Consider the following 23,380-nt stretch of genomic DNA (forward strand, 5'->3'; position numbering starts at 1 on the left):
ACCATAATAAGCCCAAGACTAACTAATGACTGGTTGCTAACCTTTATCATGCAGGATTTCCACCTGCTATATAGTGATAATAAAAACATTGCTTTTATTATCTTTTACGCCCTTGCTTGGCGTACCCAGGGGTCCTAGTGAGAGGCTTGCCTTGAGCTTGCTCAGCAGAAAAAAAACTCCACTAAACATACATTTAGTGAAGTGGCTTGTACTTGCATTTTTCAGCTGACTGTCACCCTTGCGGAAGACTGGACTGAAAGGACTCCGCTTGCTATAAACTTAGTTAAGCATACTCTTTTTTATCTCTAGTACTTTTTCTACCGATAGACCTGTTCCTCTAGCTACTATTTCTTCATTTACTCCTAGTTGTAAAAAACTTATAGCATCTTCTATCTTTCCTTCTAGCTTTCCTTTTTCTCTCCCCTTTTCCTCAGCAGATTTTATCCTAGTCAATTGGTCGCTGATTTCTGCTTGCCTAGATTCATATAATATTCTAGCTTTTTCATCTTTACTAATTATTTGTAGTAAGTCATAAGCTTTCTTTATATCCTTATTCTTTTCTGCTAACATTTCTATCACTCCTTTCGATTTTGCATCTAGGAATTCCATCCATTGAACTATTGGATCATTTTCATCTCTTTCAATATCTTTATCGAATAGCTTCGGTATTTCTAAGAAGTGCACCTCAAGTATATCAGTCAATCTATATCCGCTTTCATCTTCTGTAAGATGATAACTAGAGTACAACTTCTTTATTGGCGTACATTTGAAATCTTCAATATTTATGGTTACACATTTCTTTAGTTTATCATATGTATCTCCTGGCTTTATTTGACTTGTGTACATCTTACTCCAATAAAACATGGTTCGTTCTGCCATGTACTCTGTTGGTAGTATTTGTATTTCAACATCTATTTGCTTTCCTAGCTTAGTTCTTACCCTTACATCTAATATTCCTTTTCTATCCTCTTTGAATTCTTTTATCAATTCATTATTTATTATTTCTATTCCATCAAACTCTTCCTCTGAAATAACTAATATATCGCTTAGTAGTGCTATTAATAGATCTTTATGCTTTTCATTTCCAAATATATACTTGAAAACAAAATCATATTTAGGGGACATTATAAAATTATCATCTATTATGTTTCCTTTTTTCTTACGCATTACTATCACATCCTCTATATTTACCTTTGACTGTTATCCTTAATTATATTCATATCTCTATACCTTTATTTTATCAGAAAATTAGATTTTGTTCCACATATACCTAAACCAAAAAAAACTTCACTAAATTTATTATTTAGTGAAGTTCTTATTCTTTTTGTAATTACCCTCGGGGGATATTGCGAGAGGCTTGCCTTGAGCTTGCCTTTTTATTTAATTCCTTATATATACTAAACTCAAAAACCATCTTTCTATGTTTTTTATAGTTTACAAATAGCTTGAAACGGTTAATTTTAATGACTTCGCAAAAATTGTATTTAGTGAAGTGATTGTACTTGGAAATTTCAAGGTTACATTTTCGTCTAGATTCGCTATTTTTCAAGAGAGGCCAGTCACCCTTGTAGATGACTGAAAGAAGTACTCCCTACTTTATAATATGCAAGTTCTTCTTTAATTTAAATAAATCTTCTTCTGTTTGATGCTCTTTATGTTTAAGAAAATCTACATCATCCGATATTTTATCAATTTTCATATTAGTTCCGGTTATCTCTTCTGTTATTTTAGCTGTATGTTTATGAACGGACCCTAATTTTTTTTCAATTCTAACTTGACCTTCTTTAAGATCTTTTAATTCATTAAGTATTTGTTGTAGTATTTCATTCATATCAATACCTCCATTACATTACTGTCATTATATCATATAGAATATTTTTTATGAATGCCTTTACTAGAAAAAAACACTTCACTAAATCTACATTTAGTGAAGTTCTTGGATTAGCTATTTCTTTACTTATTTTTGAATTTTATTAATATTTTGTTAATAGCCTCCGGAGAATATTTCGAAAGGCTTGTAATTTATACGTTGACTTGGTGGAGCTTGTTAATTATCTTTTGCCTGTTTGTATATTTCATCAATGTTCATATCTTTATAAATTTCTTGTTGTATGCTTAAATAATCCTCACTTCCGTTATTTTCTACTTGTCGTATAAACCTTATAAATCCAGAATACCCCAATTCTTTTATTAATACACTAGAGCCTTTTTCAATTATTTCCTTATCATTATATTTACTTTTTTCATTCAATAACATCTATACTCATCTCCCCTCTAACAAAATCTATAGGATTCATTAATTTTATTTTACCAATTACCTCTTCTAACCTTACATTGTTTTTTATCACGGTTTTTATAAATTTATCATCACATGTTATAAAATAGTCACACTTAAAATATACTGCACAAGCTAAGTGAAGTGCATCTTTAGGTTTTGTATTAGAACTAGCCATTATAAATTTACCTATTTTTAATATTTCATCATTTGGTTCAATATTGATTTTACATATGCTTGAAATAGTCTTTATAGAACTTCTTCTATATGAAAATGGATTTTTATTATTCTCATCATCTAGCATAAAGGACCAACACAACTGATATTGTTCCTTTTCTATCAATTCAAAAATAATATCAATTGCCATTGTTTCAAACTTAATTCTAAGTTGTGATTGATCATCAAAAACTCTGTTATAAATATTCATATCTAAATAAATATGCATTTATCTTATATCTCCATTCTTATTGTTTTCATTTTAATATTATATAGTATTACCTAATATAATAGTATTATATCATCTTTTTTATTTTTAAACATCTTTTCATAAAAACTACAAAACTTCTATCACTCCATTTTGTAGTCGTTTATATTGAATATCTCTTTACTAATGCGTTTTATTATTTTAAGTATAGATGATTCACTAATTTCTAATCAGAAATGAAAAACTTCACTAAAACTATATTTAGTGAAGTTCTTATTGTCTTTGTAATTACCCCCGGGGTATATTGCGAGAGGCTTGCCTTGAGCTTGCTACCTACGGTTCCCACGGGCTGTTATGTGAAAAGCGGCCCCTGGGTAACTTTCTCTTTTCTTGTTCGTCACATTCTTCAACTCCCTTTATATGATTTTTAACATAAACAATTAAATCTAATCAAAAAAACACCAAATAAATAGTTAAACTATTTACTTGGTGTTTTTTTGTAATGAACCCTTCGGGGGGCTATTGCGAAAGGCTTGCTTTGAACTTGCTAATTAGATAGTTTTTTCCTTAATTCATCTATTACCGTGTTTTCCAACTTAGTATATCTTTTTATTTTTTCATTTTGCTCCCCATCTAATATCATTGTTTTAGCCATTTCAATAGCTTTTTTTATTTCGCCTTCTTCTCTTCCTTCTTCTCTTCCTTCTTCTCTTCCTTCTTCTCTTCCTTCTTCTCTTCCTTCTTCCTTGTAATGCAACTTTCTAATCTCGTCTATACTCAATTTAAATGCACCTCCACTTGCCTTTTTATATTCTTCATATTTATTTTCTAACTCCTGATCCTGAATTAAAAATAAGTATTCCAAAAAATCTACTAATGCCCTTATCTGATCATTATTTTTAACTTTATCATAACTTTTTAATTCTTCTGCTAATTTTATTTTTGCCTCATATATGTCTTCATCTCTTACACCTGTTTCTAATAAACTTTTTGCCATCTTAAAGACTATTTTTAATGGGTTGTTATCATTAATTTTTTCAAGTTTTATTTTTTCTACATCAATAGTTTTATAATTATATGTTAATATTTCGCTTTCTATCTCTGGTAATTTATATACATATCTTTTATCTTTTCCTCGCTCACCTTTATAAGTATATATTGCTGCAGCTACTATTTCTGACTTATCTTTATTTTTATATCTAAATTTATCCCATATCCTATAAAAGTATCTGAACATTCTTTCTCCGAAAACTTCATGTTCGCTGCTATAGCTTTGTACTTCTACATGTATGAATAGTATCTTGCTTTTTTTATCTTTTAATCTCACTTTTATTATTTTATCAGATATTACTTTTTCACTACTATCTCTATCAAATATATCTTTTTGTATTTCTTGTAAATCTTTATCTAATGACTCCGTTCCTAACTCCCAATCTACATTATTAAATATCTCTGGAAAAAGCAATTCTACTATTTCTACTTCAAATGCTTCCAAAATTGATTTCCATGCTGCATCAAAATCATGTTTCTTTGCCAAATTTACTCACTTCCTTGTAATTCTACAATTCTTTATTTGTTTAATTAATTTTATTATATCACATTGATTTTCCCTTTACACTACTCTAACTAAAACCATAAAATTTCTATAACTCCATTTATTAGTCGTTTCTATTGAGTATCTCTTTTTTAAACATTTTATTTTTTTAAGTATAGACAATTCATAAATTTCTAATCAAAAATGAAAAACTTCACTAAACCTATAATTTAGTGAAGTGCTAAGATTCGAATCATCTTTGTAATATCCCCCGGGGACTATTGCGAGAGGCTTGCCTTGAGCTTATGAGAATGCTTGTACTTTGGCGCTTTTAGCGCCTTATTAATTGCATACCTTCTATATCTTTCATATATTTGATAATAAGCTAGATAGAAAAATGTTACTCCTATTAAAACTCCTCCGAAATCTATTAAAACATCTCCAACTGAAGAGGTCCTATTTGCTATAAAAGATTGGTGATACTCATCAATTACAGCATAGAGCAAACAAATAAATAGGATATAAATTATTGAATTCTTGCCTTTTTTATTAAAGGCAAATAATATGCCACTTACAAAAAATGCTAGTACAATATAAATAAATGCATGAGCACTTTTTCTAACTATATAGTCTAATTCTTTTTCTCTCACTTTCTGCGCCTTAATAGTATCTTCCTGTATTAATTTACTTTCAATAAAATTGACTATTTTATTACTTTTTGCATGGGATGTTTCTCTATTATTACTTGACATATAAAATATAAATCCCATCCATATTATGCATGAAAATATAATGATTTTCTTCAATTTATCAGCCCCTTGTTATCATTGACGTAAATGACCCCCGGGGGGCATGACACCATTGTTTAATTATACCATATTGATTTTCCCTTTACACTACTCTAATTCCACATGTTTATTAAGATAAAAAACTCCACTAAACCTATAATTTAGTGAAGTGCTAAGATTCGAATCATCTTTGTAATATCCCCCGGGGACTATTGCGAGAGGCTTGCCTTGAGCTTGCTTTCACAGTTACCGTTCTGGGGTGCTCAGCGACCCACTTGCTAATTTTATTAACTTTTTGTGCCCAAAATATTGACCTAAGTACAATTCTTTCTTAAACATATATATAAATAAGTTGTACTAAAATCACACTTTTATATCTGCCTTTAAAACAACTTATTCCTTTTATATTTAATTATAATTTCTTTTACACATTAACTAGGTCATAAATGTCTACATCTCTATTGTTGTTTATATCTTCTTAAGATTATTGCACGCCTAAGATGCACCTTTTCCAATAGTGTTAATTTATAAATTGGCATAAAAATTTTTTTTGTTTTATACATTTTCAAGTGTTGGAGCTGGTATCATTAAAATATCAAACTTGCTTATAGACCTATTACTCCATTCTTACTAAAAGTTACAAGGTCTCCAACACATCCACTTTAGTAGTTATTCAGTGGCTAGTTTTTTTAAGGTTTTGAAATAGATTGTCCACTAGCCAATGACAGTCACTTTATTTACTTCCGTCTTGGTCGCCATATAAGTCTATTGTTAATCTACCTTCCTCCTAGGGAAAGTCTGTTTAACACCTTTGATTTTTTTATGATGTTTATAATTTGAATACTAACTATAGTAATTATTAAACTCATAATAAAGCATATTATAGTATAGATTGCTTCATTTAGAGATTCAAAAATATTTATTTTAACTAGTAGATAATTTGATATGTATATATTTAATATATAAATACCTAAAGATTCAACCCCTATATTCCTGATAACATCAAGTTTCTCGCTATTATATCTATCATATATTATACCCACTACCCATATAACTATTATTGATCCTAATAAACCAATTACCCATCTGTATATATCTATTCCAATAGTATTAAATACGTTTTTAGAATTATAAAAGGACAATCCAGTTGTATAAATATACTTATTTTTGTCCCAAAACAGCATCATTATTATATATGTAGCTGAAATAATCTTAATGTTATATGATTTAATATCAATTTTATGTTTATTCGCATAATATCCGATTGCGAAATATGGGTACATGAAACCATATAAATCTTTACTTAACATATTCGGAAGTAGCATTAACCCTAATACCACCACTACATGAAATAAAATATTATCCTTGAATAATTTATTTCCTATAATTAAACCAATTGAACTATAGAATACAGCCCACAAAAACCAAAGTGAACTTAATACTTGTAATATGAAGCTTTTTACTGTAAAAGCTTCCCCATTAAATATTACCATTAGAACTTTGGTTAATAACGCCCAAAATAGAATAGGAACTACTATCGTCTGTATTTTGCGAATTATCAATGTTTTTGAACTGTATTTATTAATACTAAAGAAAAATAAATAACCACTAATAATGGCATGTGAAAACTATAAATAATTGAAAACACTGGGTTTTCATAAAATAAGCCTGTCATATAGGTACTACCTTTTGATACTTGAATACTATGACCTATTATAACTAATATTATGGCTATGCCTTTAATGACATCAATTTTTTTATCTCTTGTACCTTTATTTTCATTCACCAAAAAACACCCTCTTCTTAAAGTACCTATACGGCTTCTTTATTTCTACCATTGCATGTCAATCCACTCATCTTCTGTTTGGTCTTTTTCACTAGGAATGGTGCAAATTTGTTTGATTTTTGCTAATAGTTTTGATATTTTTTTGAGCATTTATTTCATTCCCCTTTTAACATTTATACAATATCTATATATTAGCATATATTTTTACATCTTCCCATGTATTAAACTAGTATTTCTTTAGCACTCTGCTTAACTAATGAAATTATCTTTGCATGACCTACTCCATTTGGATGAACATCATAACTTACATTTCCTAATGTATCTGTATTAGTATAATAATCTTGATTAATTACATCATTTGTATTAAAAGCATTGTATAAATCTATTATGGTAACTCCTGTTAAAGTTTTAATATAGTCACTAACATCCTTTTGTGTTGGTACTGTACATATATATAATTCAATACCCTTATTGAATAGATATGTTTTAATTTCAGCTATCTTTGTGGCATAATCAGATTGATAATTAGTACCTAAGAACATTAAACAATTAGTTGGCTGAATTGAATTTAGATCTTGTTGCATTCTTGTAAATGCAGAAGTTAAAGAAGCTCCAGCAACACCACTTATGACACAATCATTAACCCCTAGCCTTTGTTGTATTAAAGAGCTAAAGCCCTCGTTGTAATTTACCCCAAAGGCTTCTGTTATTGAGTCACCAATAATATATAATTTAGGATATTTCTTAGCATGTAAATATTGAGTAAAAGATAATATCTTTATATCTCCACCTACAGCAGCAATTACAGTTTTACCTTGCAAGGTTCCTTGGTCAAAACCATAAGTGTGCAAAGGATAACTAATAAATCCTTTTGGGGTAGCTTCCCTAAATATGGTAAAGTATTTAGTGAAGTCAGCATTATGAACTGTTATATTTAATCCTCTACCTATTTTTTCAATCTCAATAGTACAAATATCAATTGAATCTACAGTGAAGCCCATATCATACTCTTGCAATAAAACAATAGCTTCACCAGTTGCTTTAATAGACTTATAAATTTGTAATTTATTTAACATTATCCTAAAACACGAACCATACTTTGTACATTCATCGGGTAAGGTTATTAATTGTAAAATTGTATTAGTTGTTTTTGTGAATTTAATCTATATACCTCTATTATCTAAATTTAGAGCATAATCAGATGTAAGCGTGTTTGTATTAGCTAGTGCTATATTATTTTTCTGCTCAATTATTACTTTATTTTCATATAACTTTTTTAGAGTTTCATATTGATTTAAGCTATTGCGTATCAATGCATAATTAGGGATATAATCAGTCGTTGAGATATTATTGGCATGGTTTAAAAATGGGGTTATTGCCGTTCCTTTTTCCAGCATTGCACCATTACTTTTACTTATAATTGGTATTGATACTACAATGAAGTAACAATTTGAAGGAGTTGTAAAACCATTTACACTTCCTGTTGATATCCCCGAAATATAAACTTTATTTATATCATAATAACAAATATGAGCACCACTTTCAGCAATCTGAGTAACTCCATTGTAATAACTTAATCTATATCCTGTACTTGGAATACAAGAGATCAAAGGTGAATAACAGTATGCCGAATTAGCCTGAACTATTCCATCAGAATAATATTTAAAGCCTCCAATAGTAACACTCTTATAATCAAAAAGGTTTTTAGGATTCACCTGCAATAATATTGGGAATTGTCCATCTTTATAATGCCTAAAATATTCAATAGAATTATTTTTTATATTGAATTCTCCCGTTGAATTTATCCCAACTACCGCAACACTACCACCTGTCATGTTAGTCTTAACTTCTTGTGTTAAATCCCTCATTCCAATTTCAGTTGCTATATTCCTTTTTAATAACAATTGAGCAACTGTATAAGTTGTGTCTGTTTTAGTTGTTTTTAAATCACTTACTTCTGTCGTATTTTTCTCCTATTGCACAACAGCATTTTGTGCAAGTTCGAATCCCTTAATATTATTACTTCCTTTAGTAGAAACAATTTTTGCTGGTACTCCAGTTATAGTTACGTTTGGTTCTAAAAAATCTTTAGTAACAACTGCATTTGCCCCTATTCTTATTCCATCCGCTATTTTAACTCCAACAAGAAGCTTTGCTCCTGGCCCGATAAATACATTATCTCCAATTTCTACATTTAATGCTATGTTAGTGCCATTATATAACTGGCAATTGCGTCCAACCTTAACTGTATCATTAACAATAATAGTACCATGATGAAATATCGCTAACCCTGGTCCAAATATGTTAATGGCTATTGTAAAATCTGATTTCATGCCTAAATTATGTAGTAGATATCTACTACATAGTAATCTCATTCTTCTAAAACAAATATTTTTGCAGTTTGTTAAATATTCAGTTTTTCTCAGTATTCGAACAAATTTCCAAGCTTCATCGCTAAAAAGTCTCGGCTTTCTTCTTTTAATATCCATTGCAATTCTATCAGCTTCAAGATAAAGAAGATAATCTTTTTTAGACTGTATCATTTTATATTTCCCCACCTTTACTCTATAATTTAAACTGTTACGCATTTAACCCTGCAATATTATTTCCAAAACTATTTACTCCAATTGCAACATACCCACTTAACTTTATCTATCTCTAAATGAGTATCCACTCTTAAACACTTTGCTTTCTTTTCATCTGACCAAGCTACATTATTGTAAAGAGTAAAAATTGTATCTTGTGCTTCATCATATGCTCCTCATGCCCTATGTTTTGCCTCTTCAAAAACCACTGCATATTGCATCTCCTAGCTTAGTTTTAATAATACAATTATCAACTATAAGCTTTTGTTTGTACCACCACCGCCTTGTTGATATGATATTACCACACAATTTTCTATTATATTTTTCCTTTTCCAATAGTACCATTTTCCATCTGCCAAAGCTATATATATTCCAGTAGTGCCCTTTGAAAATCTGGATTATAATAAAGCTAACGTTGCATAAAACCCTTTTGAACTACCACTTACTACACTTGCTAAGTCTACATTTGTCGCTTTTCAGGTCTATTGTTTGTTTATAGTTAGTTCGTATTTTTTTCATATTGTGTATTATTTTGTACATCAATATTTAAGTTTACAGGTTTTTTATTTATTAACTTTATTATATTTTCACCAACTTTTACGCCCTTAAGTTCAATGAATTTATACATCAATCCTACTAAGAAATATGTAAGTATTACTGTCATTAAATACAATAAAATTAAGTTTCTTTGATATGTATTCTAAAATATAAAAAGCAAATATAACATGTAGCAAATAACAAGAGTATGAACGGGTACCTATTTTTACTAATAATTTGTTCTTGAATATATTATAGTTTTAAAGTATCGCAAATATAAAAACAAACGATAACGCTGAAATAAATGTCCTTAGCCCTTTGGAATTTAGCTATTTAATTCAATTTATATCATTTCCACTGTCTAATGACAGGGTACAGTTCATTTTTTTATGGTGCCATAACTACCTGAATATCTATAATATCTAACTAAGTCATGATATATTCTTTTTGTTTTAATGCCCTTATTTATTTCAACATTTATGTGCTCTTTGTATGGATCTACAATAGATTCCCGTTTTTTCGTCGTTTCAGTAGAATCTTTTTTAATGAGTTTATCTCTTACGGTCTTACTATTTGGGATTGCTCTATCGTTTTTAATAGTGAAATGATTTTTAACGACAAGAAAACTACCAAAATGAATTTCGGTGGTTTCCTCTAGCTGCCGCCAAGTTTTTTTGTTTAGTCTTTTCAGAATTCTAGAACTTTTCCGTCCAACTTAACTTCTAATAAATCCACATCAACTATCTCATTTTGCCAAGCTATCGCTTCATTCCATTAACTTTTACTCTAATTGAATGCTTATCTGGTCATTTTTGAGATCTCTAAGGTGTCAGTGGGGTACAAACGTCTCCCTTTGCTAACAGTATTTTTGTGTAATCTAGTACCGATACTCTAATTGATGGAAACTACTAAGAATATAGATAGGTGTCTACTCTTTAGGGTTCACTCCAAGTATGCTCTGTATTTTATTATTATCTCCCCATACAGCTAATGAATCATATTTTCTATCAGGAAATGCACCATATTGTAATTTTATTTTAAAATTATTTTTTTCAATAAATTCTTCAACCTTTTCTGCAAGTGAAATTGGGTTTCCAGAGCAGCAATTAATTATACCACCGACTTCGGTTTGTGTAGATGCAGCAACTATTTGCTCTGATAACTCTTCAACGCTTATAAAATCATATTTATTTTTACCAGTAGTAAATGGGAATTTCTCTTTGCCTTCCATTTCCATTTTAGTTATTTTAGAAAATATAGAGTTGCTTTTTAAATCATCACCAGTTATATAGTATGCTCTTAACCATTGTAAAACTATATTGTTATCTTTTATCATCAACTCAATAGCCTGCCTTAGACTATTCTTAGCTATACCATATAATGAAGAAGGGTTAGTTGGTGAATTTTCATCAATAGGTCCTTCCCAATATCCAACCTCATGCATTGTACCCATAACAGATAAATGCTTCAGTCCTCCAGTAATCATATTTTTCAAAAATGTATAATGATTATTTAAATCTTCAATATGAGTTTCTGAATTATGAACAAAGCCGTTTCTCCATGCCATATGTATACATATGTCTGGTTTTCCCAGTTTATCATATATATCTTCATCTCCATTAAATATGGGTGTATATATTTTATTAGCTCTTTCATCTACTCCGTCAAATCTAAAATCACAAGCATCCACATTATATCCACAATTTAGTAACGTTTTTACAATATGTCGCCCAATATATCCATTGGCACCTGTAACTAATATTTTTTTCATATATCCTTACTCCTTCTATCTTATTTAAAATAATATATAACTGTGATTTTTTACACTACTACTAACTTTATTAGTATTTAATTAACTATTGAAAAACAAACATATTAGAATACAAATAATTCAACTTAAAAATAATAAGTTGAAAATTTTCTCATAGACACAAAGCTAATTTAATATCATTATCTTAAATCAACAGTAACACTTCACACCTTAGTTCTCATCTTTTCTTCCAAGAGACTCCTTCTCAAACCGCCATGCATCCCTGCACATTGCTAGCAAATCTCGTTTAGCTACACATTGTAGTTCAATGGACGCTTTGGAAGTATCAGCATAGCAGGCGGCAATATCGCCAGGTCTCCTTTCTACGACTTCATAAGGTACTTCAATAGCATTTGCCTCTTCAAAGGCCTTTACTAATTGCAATACTGATGTACCTTGACCAGTTCCTAAGTTATAAATATGTACCCCTTCAGTAAGATTATTTAGTGCTGCCACATGTCCTTCAGCAAGGTCCATAACATGAATATAATCTCTAACTCCAGTACCATCAACTGTTGGATAGTCATTTCCAAAAATACGGAGTTTCTTAAGTTCTCCTTTTGCAACCTTAGTGATATACGGCATCAAATTGTTAGGGGTACCATTAGGGGCTTCACCAATTAATCCGCACTCATGAGCTCCCACAGGATTAAAATACCGAAGAAGTACCACAGCCCAGTCTGGATTTGCTTTGGCAATATCTGTAAGAATTCGTTCACTCATAGCTTTAGTTTCTCCATAGGGGTTAGTGGTAGGCATAAGTTTTATAGTCTCAACAAAAGGTACAGTATTATCTCCATACACAGTAGCTGAAGAGCTAAAAACAAAATTTTTAACACCATACTTTCTGCAGGCTTTCGATAATACCATTGTAGAAACTAAATTATTATAGTAATATTCCAAAGGCTTCTCTACAGACTCTCCTACTGCTTTAAGACCAGCAAAATGAATAATTCCATCAATTAGGTTATCGGAGAAGATCGTATCCAAAGCTTTCTCATTAGTCACGTCTATCTGATAGAAAGTAATTTCTTTATTCGTTATCTGTTTTATTTTATCTATAGTCTCAGCCTTACTGTTGCAAAGATTATCTGCAACAATAACTGTGTGTCCCGCTTCAAGCAACGCAACGCATGTATGTGAGCCTATATATCCGGCACCTCCGGTAACTAATATGTTCATATACTTTATTTCTCCTTTCGCTGAGTATTAATACTGCCTTTATTCCATCCCATAATACTCCACATACCAATCCGCAAACTTCTGAAGCCCTTCCTCAATGGATATGGATGGTTTAAAGCCTACAGCTTCTTGCAGTAAGTCCGTTGATGCATAGGTTGCAGGTACATCCCCTGGTTTCATAGGTTCAAATACCTTGTCAAAGACTACCTTTCTCCCAGTAGCCTTGCTTAATGTATTTTCCAAAGTTTCTATAAATGTCATCAACCTTTCAGGACTGTTGTTTCCAATGTTAAATACTTTATTAGGAATTTCTTCCACAGGAGGATTACTAAGGAGTCTTTCAATTCCCTCTACAATATCATCTACGTATGTAAAATCTCTGTATAGGTCATGTTTAAAATCCCCATTGTTAAATATCTTAATGGGTTTCCCTGCAAAATACTTATTTGTAAAACCAAAATACGCCATATCCGGTCTTCCCATAGGACCATAAACTGTAAAGAACCTAAGTCCTGTAGCTGGAATATTATAAAGATGGCTATAGGTATGAGCCATCAGTTCATTAGATTTTTTAGTGGCTGCATAAAGAGATACGGGATGGTCCACAAAATCTGATTCTTCGAAGGGTACTTTTTTATTTGAACCATAAACAGAACTAGAGGATGCATACACAAGGTGATCTACGGGATAAAATCTACAGGCTTCAAGGATGTTAAAGAAACCGATGATATTACTTTGTATATATACATCTGGATTCTCTATGGAATACCTAACACCAGCTTGGGCTGCTAAATTTACCACAATATGAGGCTTGTACTCTTCAAAAATCTTCATCATCATAACTTTATCTGAGATATCTCCTTTAATGAAAGTAAACTTTTCAAATGGTTTAAGTAGTTCCAAACGAGCATACTTAAGATTCACATCATAATAATCATTTATATTATCAATCCCAATCACCTTACAGCCCTGTTCCAAGAGCTTCTTGGATAGATAATATCCTATGAACCCTGCTGCTCCGGTAATTAGATAATTTTTACTTGTATCTAAATGTTTATAACTCAATTTCCTGCCTCCTTTAAAATAGATGTCCTTATCTTCCGATAGAATAATACTCTACCCCTGATTTTTTCATCTCTTCTATTCCATATAAATTTCTTCCATCGTAGACCAAAGGTGTTCTCATAAGCTTTGTGTAATCCTCTGGTTTCATATCTTTAATCTCACCCCACTCGGTAAATATAAAGCAGACATTAGCTTCTTTTAAAGCTTCTTCTATATTATCAACATACTTTATACTTCCTTGTCCATTTTTACCTTCTGGGTATAGTCTTCTAAAATTCTCCTTTCCTACAGGATCATAAGCATAAACTTCTGCCCCTTGCTCCAATATTAAAGGTACATTTTCAAGAGATGGTGCCTCTCTTAAATCGTCTGTTCCTGGTTTAAATGTAAGTCCGAGAACTGCTACTTTTAGACCATTAAATGTAATAAGACGTCTGCAAGCTTTCTTATATAACATGGTCTTTTGATCTTTATTTACATCAATGGCAGCTTTAATTGTTCTAAGCTCATAACCATTTTGTCTTGCAATATATTCAAGAGCTTTTGTATCCTTAGGAAAACATGAACCACCATAACCGATACCCGCATTTAAAAAATTTCTTCCAATACGCTCATCAAAGCTCATGCCTTTAGCTACATCTTGAATATTAGCACCTATTAACTCGCAAAGGTTAGCGATATCATTCATATAAGATATTTTAAGTGCAAGAAAGTCATTTGATGCATACTTTATCATCTCTGCTGACCTTCTAGTAACAGATACTATAGGAAGATTAAAAGGCTTATATATTTTCTTTAGTATATCTTCTGCCCATTTGCTTTCAGTTCCTATAATTATTCTTGCAGCATGAAGGGTATCATGAACTGCTGTTCCTTGAGCTAAAAATTCAGGGTTAGATGCAACTTCTACTCTAATCTTTTTACCAGCACCACTTCCGTTTCCTGTACAAACTTCCCCATCATGTGGCAGAAAATCTTTTATAAACTGCTCCACTTTGTCGTTGGTACCCACAGGCACTGTGGATTTTACCACCACGAGACAGTCCTTTTCTATTGTTTCAGCTATCTGCCTTGCAACGGTTGCTATATAACTTAGATTGGCAGAACCATCTGGCTGCTCTGGAGTTCCAACTCCTATAAAGATAGCATCGGCTTCTTTGTAGGCTGATATGTAATCAGTAGTGTACTGAAGCCTACCTGCTGCATAATTCTTCTGCATCAAGACTTCCAAATCGGCTTCATAAATTGGAGAGATACCATCTTTCATTAGATTTACTTTATTTTCATCAATATCTACGCAAATAACCTGATGCCCCGCTTCGGCAAAACATACGCCTGCCACTAGGCCAACATAACCAGTTCCTGCTACTGCTATTTTAAACGAGTTAGTACAAATATTTTGAGTGCTCATATTCTTTCCTCCTTGCTTGTATTTATTAATCATTCTGTATACAACCCTTCTATAATTACTTACCATAGATTTTCGTCATAATCTCCTATTACGGTCTAAACATTTACCCATATACCAATTTCAAAATTCCATATCTTAATTACCTTAGCTGGATTTCCAACAGCAATACAATAATCTGGGATATCTTTTGTAACCACTGAACCTGCGCCAATTATGACTTTATTACCAATGCTAACTCCTGGAAGAACACATACCTTCTCACCAATCCAAACTCCATTACCAATAGTTATATCTTTCACAATTAATGGTTGATCAAGATAATTATCAATTAATGGATTAATTCCATGATTCTCATTACATATAAACACATCGCTTGCTATGAGAACATTGTCGCCAATATTTATTTTCCCTGCACATTGGATAGTCAAATTTCTTGTGGCGCTAAATTTTTTTCCAATATTCAGCTCTATAGGGGTAGATATTCCTTTCCCTTGATAGCTATCCCATACTAATAATCGGCTATTGGCTCCAATACCTACATCTTTACCAAAAGTAATATATTGCTTGTTCTGAAATATGCATGATTCATGTATGTACCCTCCATCTATGGCTTTAAACCCATTATAAACATTATGATGCATTATTGTTTTAATACGTCTAATTGCCTTTTTTATCATATCTTTTCCTCCATCATGAATATTGCCTAAATGTGTAGATGATTTTTAGAAACCAATAAATTTATTCTCACTATGTTATCTTAATTGTCTAGAAACCTTTTAATCCATCCCTCATAATCATAGCTATCTATAATACTCTGCTCAATTTCAACATATGGTGTATTTAAAAAATTATATAGACTTTCAAAATTAATATCATTAATATTATTTGATATAACAAAAATATTGTTCTGGTTGTAAAAATCATAATTCTTTATGTCCTCACTATTCGTTACCATTTTTTTTCTAAAGAATATTGATTCCATACTTCTTTGAGTTAATGCTATCTGTCCTGGTCTAACAATATCCAATATAGCTTTACTTCTAGAAACCATATCTAAGTATGTTGCATAATCAACATATTGGATTGACATGTGTTGATCAAGTTCATCATTATTAGATCTTCTTTGATTTTTAACAATATGAAACTTACACTTCATATTATTTACTAACATTTTCTCTTTCAATTCGACTAGATATTCACCTCTATTTTTCTCTATACCCACGAAAATAATATCCCAATCAATAGTTTTTAAAGGCAGATTCATTCTCTTAGTAAAAAAAAGACTATTATATCGTAAATTATATTTTTTACAATCATTCTTGTCGGTTGTCCAGATATGGTTATGTTCTGAAAATTTTTCAAGTAATACCTTATTATTGTCATCAACTATATTCCAATAGTACAAATGTACTTTGCAATGTTTATTAACATTTCTAATATAGCTTTCGATTTGTTTGTTATATCCCCACTCAAATAATACAACTATATCAGCATCTTTAATTTCGTTCTTCCAATCACCATAAAATAATTGTACTATAGGTAGATTAAATCTAAAAGAGATATGAAAAATCAACCTCAAGAGCTTGTTCCGTGGAATATTAAACGCTTTAAATATTATTGAGCTAAGTTTGGGGAAAAAATATAAACTTGGGTCCCAAAAAATTACAACTGATTTTTGACTTTTCATTATCAAGCTCCTTATTCTAATTTAAAATAAATATTACTTTTCTTTTTCAAAACTAAACTATTTGTTTATATAATTAACCTTTTTTCTTAAAAACGCTAAGCAAATAATTTATGTAAATATTTAATTCTTTCCTATTTACAATACTGTATATGGTAAATATTATAACTCCAATTAAAATACAAAGTACAGAACTTGTCAAAAGGAAAGATATAATTGATGTAAATTTCAATTCTAACATTGACGATATTATTCCTGCAAATACAACAAGCACTATCAATAAAGCGAAATTCTTAGTTACCATTCCATTTTTAAATCCTTTTATTTTTTGCTTTTGATAATTCTTTTGCATGTATGCATTAATTATAAATGCTAAAGTTGGTCCAACTAGAACTAAGGGTGCCGCTATATTTCCACATATAACAACAGCTATAACACTAATGATAGTTGAAACAACTGCATACTTAGCCGTTTCTTTAAAAAAGCCATGTGTAGAGATGGGAATTGAAAAAATAACACGAATGCAGTTTGCTGCCCCGAAAATCACCAGCATATTTCCCATTAGCGGCATATTATAGTCAAGTGATGTATAATTTCTAGTATATAAATCAACAAAAGGAGTAATCAAGAAAGCCGCTGTTGTTAATAACCAAGCTGATCCGAAAAGATACCAAAATTGAAAAATAGAAAATACTCTATTCTCCTTATCTATATTATTTTCTATTACCATATTTCCGTAGCTAGACGTTACTGATTGATAAACTGTTGCTAATACTGCATTTATCAACGCTATCGTGATATTATAAATGGCATAAATACTTGCTATAGTTAAATCGTAAAAAACATTTATTGCCAATAGTGGCATTGTTGTGTTTATTGTATAAAAAATTTCGTGTATAAAAACATACTTTTGTTTCTTCAAAACTACTTTATTTTGTTTTTCTTTAAAGTATATTTTGTCATTATATATCTTCTTAACACAAATATTCAATATTATACCGCGACCGATATTAACCATTAAAGAAAAAGTATAAACCAATACGATATTAACCTTCATATATATTAGTATTATTGCTATTACATTGTATAGTATTGTGCTACCTATCATTGCTACTGATATAATGTAACTCTTTTGATCAGCCATAAGTATAATTCTGCATTTCGCCATAATAAAAAATTCCATAGCACCTGTAAGCCCTAAAATCAAGAATATAGCAAGTACTAAATATTTATTTAGTTCCGTATCAACTATAAAAAATGTATAAATGGGTGCGGTAATTAAAATACCAGTTGAAAATATGGCACCGATTTTTTTGTAGTAGCGGTTTGCATAACTAACAATACTGTTTATTTCACTATAATCTTTTACTAACATATATTTATATAATTCATATACAGCTGCTCCAGCCAATCCTGCCTCTAACAAATTGAGGCATCTAATAACTTGATTTATGGATGAAGTAAGACCATTTATTTCAGAACCATAGTACATTATTATTAATCTTGGTGTTATGAATCCAAAAATCGTAACAATAAGCTGAAATAAAATGGCATAAAAACTATTTTTTATTACATACCTTGATTTCATTCTTGACTTCCTTTCTCAATATGTCTTATTGACATACTTGTCATTTTAAAGAACTCTTCTCAGAGTTTTGATGAAATTGCGTTAGATAAAATTCTTGGTGCCAAATATACACATTCAAGCAAAGCCTTACTTTTATTAAAAAGTGAGCTATTGCTACAATGATACTTAAGAATTCCTTTTGCTAAAACTATAAAATAAGTTTTATATAAAATAGTCTTAAATAAGCTTTCTTTAAATATCTCCGTTTCTTTATTCTGAGTAATAAGTTTGCTTATCCAATCATTCATTATTCCAACTTCAAAATCAGGATTTCTATCACACAATTTAATGTGATTATCACACTGTTTAATATCAGGTGATATTCCTATGTCTGAAAGTTGACTAATGCAAATATCATGTTTGAAATTTTGTTGATCTTCCTTTGCATAAGAAGATATTTGATCATTACTAATACGATATTCAACTAAAGGCTCTTTAATAGCGGTTATGTCCCCTAGTCTTGTCGCCCTTACCCATAAGTCATAGTCTTGGGATCTCTTTATATCATTGTTATAGTAAATTTTATGCGTTGTAAAAAAATCTCTTCTTAGCATCATGCTAGAATGAACAAGGCTAGTGTTCCCAAAAAACAAACTTGCTTTTATATATTGTGGATTTGTACTTTTAATTTTACGTTTCATTATCTTGTTCTCATTTTTTATATAACATGCAGTCCCTAAAGCAATAATTTCCTGATTGCATTCCATAAATTCGATTTGCTTATTCAGCCTAGTTGGTAGACTAATATCATCTGCATCCATTCTGGCCACATATTTTCCCTTAGCTCTCTCAAGGCCATTATTTAAAGTTCTAGTTAATCCAATATTTTGTACGTTTCTTAAATGTACTATTCTGTTATCCTTCGCAGCATACTCACTAACAATAAAATTCGACCCATCTGTGGATGCATCGTCATAAATAAGGAATTCAAAATCTGTTAGTGTCTGAGTCAATATACTTTCTATCGATTCTCTAAGGTATTCCTCTTTCGTATTATACACAGACATTAAAACTGTCACCTTTGGAATTTTCATTTATCTATCCTCCTAGTTACTTATAATTATACCAACATTCAAAAATGCTGATATTCCTTTCAAGGTAGAGCTGCTATTTTTCTGTGATCATTAAAATATAATTATAACAATATAATTAAGTAATATTATTCTGTTTTAACTATAATTTTGCATATTTTTCCTTTCAGTAAAAGCTTTCGCACTTTAATTTTTCTTCTCCGAAAAAATTACCTTTCTCGCCAAATAATGAGTAACCCATATTAATATTGCTCCCCAAACAAATGCCCTAGTCAAGTCCATAAATGCTGCCCTTACCCACCAAATTATATTAACAAATAGCATTAAATAAAAGGATAATTTATAGAAATCACAATCATTTATACATTGTTCTATCTTTAGAGAAATCTTATTTACAAATACGCCTATAAATAAACCACCCATAATAGAAAAATAGCCGAAGTTATAGTATAGCTCTCCTATATAACTCCCTCCCATTGGAGAACCGTCACTAATATTTTTACTAAATGAAGCGGCAATCCCAACATCATTTAGTAATCCATTGAAATTTAGAAATATTTGAGATAAACTATAAAGATATGTTGCACCAAATGAGTAATCTAGTTGATTCGGAACATAAAGTATCGATTGATATACCGTATATATAGTCCCACCAAATTCCTCTAAAATTCTTAAAAACGGATTGTTTTCACTTGTTCTTATTGCTACAAACAACTGATTTACCGATGATATACCCTCGGTTCTTAATGTTGTAAGCGCATTAAGCACCATAATCACCACATACCCAATAAGAAAAAAGGTCACGACCTGCCTAACTCGAATTTTCTTTACTACCGTAAAGAAAATGTATATTACTAAAAGAATGTTAATCATTGCTCGGCCTCTTCCACCAGATAGCATTGAAATTGCATTATAAGCACATGTAATTATAAATATTAAATTAGCCTTCTTTATATTTTTTCTATATGCTATCAACAAAAATACAATACCTATGACATAAAAAGAAGCAATTTGATATGCTACTCCGCTAAACTCCAGTTCAAACACAGCGAGATATCCAGCTTGAGCAGATGTTCTAATTGCTTGAAAATCTATAATAAATCTTACTGGTAGTGAAATAATTAATATAATCCAACCCATTTTCTTATAAAGGTTATCTGATTCTTCTAATACTCGAAAGGATTTTTTACTACTGGGTATCGGTGATAGTAGCATTCCAAGTACAACCATCATAATAACTAATAGAGATAATTCAATTGCATCCTTAAACCATTCACTGTTCAACCACCTTGAATAATTGAGAATAGTAAATTGATAATTTTCTGAAATAGCTAAAATCATTATTTGTCCGAAATGAAATATATATGAGAAACCCACAAAGAATCCACTAAGGCTAAAGAGCTTAACTTTTGATAGATATAAACAAAATAAAGACACTATCATGTGAAAAATCACATACCACCCCATATATTGTAGCCAAATTTTATAATCATATTCTCTAATGATATTTATAAAAATCAGAGTAGCAATTATTATCATAAAATACGCTAATAGAGTGTATATTTTCATTTTACTAATCTTCATTTAAGTTCTCCTTTACAATATAAGTTCTCTAACTGTTTACAAATGCCTTGAATGCCATACCCTGATTTCTCAATTTCTTCTGTAATATCCATTCTAGGAAAATGCCTCTTTTCCAATATAACATCAGCCCAGATTTTTTCTGCAGTTTTTAAGTCCATAAATTTTACTAATTCTGTTACTTTTATCTCTGATGTAACATTTTTTGAAACGATGCATGGTAATCCTGTTGCTTGTGCTTCAACAACACTCACTGGTAGGCCTTCATAAATCGATGGGAACACAAAAATGTCCATAAGCTGCAATATCTCAGGAATATCCGCTCGTTGCCCAGTAAATATCACGTTTTTTTCTATCTCCAATTTAATTACTTTACTTTTTAATTCATCGTATAATGGACCAGTTCCTACAAGTATCAAAACAGCATTCGAGTCTCTTTTATGAATCTCTTTAAAAATATTAATTAAAAAGATGTGATTTTTCTCTACACTCATTCGACCAACATGTCCAATTACAAATTTGTTTTCAACATCAAATTTCTTTCGCATTTCATCTCTTACTTGAGAATTAGGCGTAAACCTCTTTACATTAATTCCATTTTTTATAATTATTCCTTTTTTCTTGAATACATCTTCACTATATAGATAATTACCAGCTTCATTTCCACATGCTAATAAATGTGTTGAATTATTTATTATCCATCTTCTCATAAAGTTTGTATATAGTTTAAAAACCACTGTGGATTTTTTCCCTGGTTTTGTGGTATGTGAATGAGTTATTCTAATTGGAATGCCTTTTTCCTTTGCAACCTTCATAATAAACCCACTATTAAATGAAGTATGACTATGTATAGCATTATATGGACCATTTTCTTCCATGATTTTTTTTATTCTATGCTTAAATTCACGATATCCAACTTCATTTAATGAAGGTGCATGTATAACCTTCCCCCCCATTAATTTTGCTTCTTTCTCAAATTCTCCAACTTTATCTCCATATACTAAAAAGTCAAATTCTATTTCTTCCTTAGTTATGAATCGGCAAAAATTCATTACCATCATTTCTTGTCCACCTATTGTGAGTTGCCCTACTACTTGTAACACTTTTATTTTTAACATTTTATTCTCCTGTTTAAACTTCGCTCAATATACCTGCATGTTTTATCTTTTATAATTAAGCGTAGCTTAGAATTTTTTATTATTTCATAACTTTTATAGTTCACCAACATCATTAAAATTTTCGAAGTATTACAATTAATATTCGTCTTATATACTTCGCCCAATAAAAACCTCTCAAAAACACATAAAATCTATTGCTAATTACCGAATCTCTCTTTAGCTCTTTAATATTTTTTATAGTTCCTTCGTACATCTTTTTTAAATTAGCAGAAAGACCACTAAACCCAAATCCTGGCTTACCACCACCGTAAAACACCATTTTTACCGGCAGATAATAGTAATTATAAGAAGTGCATATTTTTAAGAAATAATTACCATCTTCAGCATATTTCTGATTCTCATCATACCCACCAATTTGTTCGAAAATATTTTTTCTAAATATTGCAACTGACGTTTGAGGAAACATTTTTAAACATAGATCTTTTACATTAGCTTCATATAATCCATTAATCTGTCTCCACAGTATTTTCAATCCTCTATTATCAATATCTCCACCCAAAAAATCAATCTCAGGGTGTTCTTGTATAGTCTTCATTTGTATTTGGATTTTTTCAGGAAGCCAGTCATCATCTGCGTCAAGAAGTGCAATCCATTCCCCTTTAGCAACTTTCATACCTATATTGCGTGCAAACGAAACACCCCCATTTGGTTTATCAATAACAACAATAGGCATTTCTTTGTACTCTATTATATATTTGTTGACCACTTCAAAAGAATTATCTGTCGAACCATCATTAACAACTATAATCTCTAATATTTGCTCAAAAGCGGTTTGATTTTTTATAGAATTAAGGGTACTAATAATAGTATCCTTGCTGTTATACATTGGAATTATAACTGATATTTTCTTTAGTCCTAACTCTTTAGACATCTTACTATTTC

The 23,380-nt window shown here is 30.5% G+C and carries 22 protein-coding genes and 1 pseudogene; all 23 read right to left on the minus strand.

Features of this window, described 5'->3' with window-relative positions:
- Positions 1-279: 279 nt before the first annotated feature.
- On the minus strand, positions 280-1,167 hold the full coding sequence (locus tag CLVI_RS11030; RefSeq protein WP_106060190.1) for an Rpn family recombination-promoting nuclease/putative transposase: 888 nt from the start codon (positions 1,165-1,167) through the stop codon (positions 280-282).
- A 424-nt stretch (positions 1,168-1,591) separates the two neighbouring features.
- Complete coding sequence (locus tag CLVI_RS11035) at positions 1,592-1,831, minus strand: hypothetical protein (protein WP_106060191.1); 240 nt, start codon at positions 1,829-1,831, stop codon at positions 1,592-1,594.
- Positions 1,832-2,047: 216 nt separating this feature from the next.
- Positions 2,048-2,257, minus strand: a complete 210-nt coding sequence (locus CLVI_RS11040; protein WP_106060192.1) for a hypothetical protein — start codon at positions 2,255-2,257, stop codon at positions 2,048-2,050.
- Positions 2,244-2,702 (minus strand): type II toxin-antitoxin system VapC family toxin, encoded by a 459-nt coding sequence (locus CLVI_RS11045; RefSeq protein ID WP_242980670.1) that lies wholly within the window; start codon positions 2,700-2,702, stop codon positions 2,244-2,246. The genes CLVI_RS11040 and CLVI_RS11045 overlap by 14 nt, the downstream gene beginning before the upstream one ends.
- Positions 2,703-3,246: 544 nt before the next feature.
- Positions 3,247-4,236 (minus strand): Rpn family recombination-promoting nuclease/putative transposase, encoded by a 990-nt coding sequence (locus CLVI_RS11050; RefSeq protein ID WP_106060194.1) that lies wholly within the window; start codon positions 4,234-4,236, stop codon positions 3,247-3,249.
- 275 nt (positions 4,237-4,511) lie between these two features.
- The gene (locus CLVI_RS11055; RefSeq protein WP_106060195.1) at positions 4,512-5,039 is read right to left on the minus strand and encodes a VanZ family protein; all 528 of its coding nucleotides are present in this window, start codon (positions 5,037-5,039) and stop codon (positions 4,512-4,514) included.
- A 758-nt stretch (positions 5,040-5,797) separates the two neighbouring features.
- Positions 5,798-6,807: pseudogene (locus tag CLVI_RS11060) on the minus strand (acyltransferase family protein).
- Between the two features lie 221 nt (positions 6,808-7,028).
- Positions 7,029-7,883 carry an SGNH/GDSL hydrolase family protein gene (locus tag CLVI_RS11070; protein ID WP_106060198.1) on the minus strand — a complete coding sequence of 285 codons (855 nt, stop codon included), beginning with the start codon at positions 7,881-7,883 and terminating at the stop codon, positions 7,029-7,031.
- An 87-nt stretch (positions 7,884-7,970) separates the two neighbouring features.
- The gene (locus tag CLVI_RS11075; protein ID WP_106060199.1) at positions 7,971-8,711 is read right to left on the minus strand and encodes a hypothetical protein; all 741 of its coding nucleotides are present in this window, start codon (positions 8,709-8,711) and stop codon (positions 7,971-7,973) included.
- Between the two features lie 69 nt (positions 8,712-8,780).
- Entirely contained in the window at positions 8,781-9,350 is a 570-nt protein-coding gene (locus CLVI_RS17880) for a serine O-acetyltransferase (protein ID WP_106060200.1), read from the minus strand.
- A 240-nt stretch (positions 9,351-9,590) separates the two neighbouring features.
- Positions 9,591-9,737, minus strand: coding sequence for a hypothetical protein (locus tag CLVI_RS17700; RefSeq protein WP_207655366.1), 147 nt, complete (start codon positions 9,735-9,737; stop codon positions 9,591-9,593).
- A 154-nt stretch (positions 9,738-9,891) separates the two neighbouring features.
- Positions 9,892-10,056 (minus strand): hypothetical protein, encoded by a 165-nt coding sequence (locus CLVI_RS17705; protein ID WP_207655367.1) that lies wholly within the window; start codon positions 10,054-10,056, stop codon positions 9,892-9,894.
- A gap of 801 nt (positions 10,057-10,857) precedes the next feature.
- The gene (locus tag CLVI_RS11085; protein ID WP_106060201.1) at positions 10,858-11,700 is read right to left on the minus strand and encodes an NAD-dependent epimerase/dehydratase family protein; all 843 of its coding nucleotides are present in this window, start codon (positions 11,698-11,700) and stop codon (positions 10,858-10,860) included.
- 210 nt (positions 11,701-11,910) lie between these two features.
- Positions 11,911-12,921, minus strand: a complete 1,011-nt coding sequence (galE, locus tag CLVI_RS11090; RefSeq protein ID WP_106060202.1) for a UDP-glucose 4-epimerase GalE — start codon at positions 12,919-12,921, stop codon at positions 11,911-11,913.
- A gap of 39 nt (positions 12,922-12,960) precedes the next feature.
- On the minus strand, positions 12,961-13,986 hold the full coding sequence (locus tag CLVI_RS11095) for a GDP-mannose 4,6-dehydratase (protein WP_106060203.1): 1,026 nt from the start codon (positions 13,984-13,986) through the stop codon (positions 12,961-12,963).
- 28 nt (positions 13,987-14,014) lie between these two features.
- Complete coding sequence (locus tag CLVI_RS11100) at positions 14,015-15,397, minus strand: UDP-glucose dehydrogenase family protein (RefSeq protein ID WP_106060204.1); 1,383 nt, start codon at positions 15,395-15,397, stop codon at positions 14,015-14,017.
- Positions 15,398-15,492: 95 nt separating this feature from the next.
- Positions 15,493-16,074 carry an acyltransferase gene (locus CLVI_RS11105; protein WP_207655368.1) on the minus strand — a complete coding sequence of 194 codons (582 nt, stop codon included), beginning with the start codon at positions 16,072-16,074 and terminating at the stop codon, positions 15,493-15,495.
- A gap of 80 nt (positions 16,075-16,154) precedes the next feature.
- Complete coding sequence (locus CLVI_RS11110; RefSeq protein WP_106060205.1) at positions 16,155-17,084, minus strand: WaaS/CpsH family glycosyltransferase; 930 nt, start codon at positions 17,082-17,084, stop codon at positions 16,155-16,157.
- A 73-nt stretch (positions 17,085-17,157) separates the two neighbouring features.
- Positions 17,158-18,669, minus strand: coding sequence for a lipopolysaccharide biosynthesis protein (locus CLVI_RS11115; RefSeq protein ID WP_106060206.1), 1,512 nt, complete (start codon positions 18,667-18,669; stop codon positions 17,158-17,160).
- 59 nt (positions 18,670-18,728) lie between these two features.
- Entirely contained in the window at positions 18,729-19,742 is a 1,014-nt protein-coding gene (locus tag CLVI_RS11120; protein ID WP_106060207.1) for a glycosyltransferase family 2 protein, read from the minus strand.
- A gap of 183 nt (positions 19,743-19,925) precedes the next feature.
- The gene (gene wzy / locus CLVI_RS11125; protein ID WP_106060208.1) at positions 19,926-21,323 is read right to left on the minus strand and encodes an O-antigen polysaccharide polymerase Wzy; all 1,398 of its coding nucleotides are present in this window, start codon (positions 21,321-21,323) and stop codon (positions 19,926-19,928) included.
- Positions 21,320-22,438: a glycosyltransferase family 1 protein gene (locus tag CLVI_RS11130; protein ID WP_106060209.1), complete on the minus strand. Its 1,119-nt coding sequence runs from the start codon at positions 22,436-22,438 to the stop codon at positions 21,320-21,322. Before CLVI_RS11130 ends, wzy begins: the two co-directional genes overlap by 4 nt.
- A 112-nt stretch (positions 22,439-22,550) precedes the next feature.
- A complete protein-coding gene (locus tag CLVI_RS11135; RefSeq protein WP_106060210.1) occupies positions 22,551-23,369 on the minus strand; it encodes a glycosyltransferase family 2 protein in 819 nt (272 codons plus the stop codon).
- Positions 23,370-23,380: the final 11 nt, after the last annotated feature.

This window comes from Clostridium vincentii (genome assembly GCF_002995745.1).
GTDB lineage: Bacteria > Bacillota > Clostridia > Clostridiales > Clostridiaceae > Clostridium > Clostridium vincentii.